Consider the following 1,659-nt stretch of genomic DNA (forward strand, 5'->3'; position numbering starts at 1 on the left):
GTGCACGCGGTAGGAGAGCGTTCTGTAAGCCTGCGAAGGTGGCTTGTAAAGGCTGCTGGAGGTATCAGAAGTGCGAATGCTGACATGAGTAGCGATAAAGGGGGTGAAAAGCCCCCTCGCCGTAAGTCCAAGGTTTCCTGCGCAACGTTCATCGGCGCAGGGTGAGTCGGCCCCTAAGGCGAGGCAGAGATGCGTAGCTGATGGGAAGCTGGTTAATATTCCAGCACCGTCGTACAGTGCGATGGGGGGACGGATCGCGGAAGATCATCAGGGTGTTGGATGTCCCTGTTGCTGCATCGAAGATGGCGCTTAGGCAAATCCGGGCGCGTAAATCAAGGGTGTGGCACGAGCGAGCATTGCTTGCGAAGTGATTGGAAGTGGTTCCAAGAAAAGCCTCTAAGCTTCAGCTGTACGAGACCGTACCGCAAACCGACACAGGTGGACGGGATGAATATTCCAAGGCGCTTGAGAGAACTCAGGAGAAGGAACTCGGCAAATTGATACCGTAACTTCGGGAGAAGGTATACCCCGGTAGTGTGAAGCGCCTGCGCGCTTAGCATGATGGGGTCGCAGAGAATCGGTGGCTGCGACTGTTTATTAAAAACACAGCACTCTGCAAAGACGAAAGTCGACGTATAGGGTGTGACGCCTGCCCGGTGCCGGAAGGTTAAGTGATGGGGTGCAAGCTCTTGATCGAAGCCCCGGTAAACGGCGGCCGTAACTATAACGGTCCTAAGGTAGCGAAATTCCTTGTCGGGTAAGTTCCGACCTGCACGAATGGCGTAACGATGGCCACACTGTCTCCTCCTGAGACTCAGCGAAGTTGAAGTGTTTGTGATGATGCAATCTACCCGCGGCTAGACGGAAAGACCCCATGAACCTTTACTGTAGCTTTGCATTGATCTGTGAACCGGCCTGTGTAGGATAGGTGGGAGGCTTTGAAGCGTAGTCGCTAGATTACGTGGAGCCATCCTTGAAATACCACCCTGGTTTGTTTGCGGTTCTAACCTTGGTCCGTTATCCGGATCGGGGACAGTGCATGGTGGGCAGTTTGACTGGGGCGGTCTCCTCCCAAAGTGTAACGGAGGAGTTCGAAGGTACGCTAGGTACGGTCGGAAATCGTGCTGATAGTGCAATGGCATAAGCGTGCTTGACTGTGAGACTGACAAGTCGAACAGGTGCGAAAGCAGGACATAGTGATCCGGTGGTTCTGAATGGAAGGGCCATCGCTCAACGGATAAAAGGTACTCTGGGGATAACAGGCTGATACCGCCCAAGAGTTCATATCGACGGCGGTGTTTGGCACCTCGATGTCGGCTCATCTCATCCTGGGGCTGTAGCCGGTCCCAAGGGTATGGCTGTTCGCCATTTAAAGAGGTACGTGAGCTGGGTTTAAAACGTCGTGAGACAGTTTGGTCCCTATCTGCCGTGGGCGTTGGATACTTGACGGAGCCTGCTCCTAGTACGAGAGGACCGGAGTGGACGTACCTCTGGTGTACCGGTTGTCATGCCAATGGCATTGCCGGGTAGCTAAGTACGGAAGAGATAACCGCTGAAGGCATCTAAGCGGGAAACTCGTCTGAAGATAAGGTATCCCGGGGACTTGATCCCCCTGAAGGGTCGTTCGAGACCAGGACGTTGATAGGTCGGGTGTGGAAG

Annotated in this window: 1 rRNA gene; it reads left to right on the plus strand. The window is 54.1% G+C overall.

Annotated elements, in window-relative coordinates:
* A 23S ribosomal RNA gene (locus IB268_RS30850) occupies window positions 1–1,659 on the plus strand; the annotation flags it as partial.

It is taken from the genome of Achromobacter sp. ACM01, assembly GCF_014851745.1.
GTDB classification, from domain to species: Bacteria; Pseudomonadota; Gammaproteobacteria; order Burkholderiales; family Burkholderiaceae_B; genus Achromobacter; species Achromobacter aegrifaciens.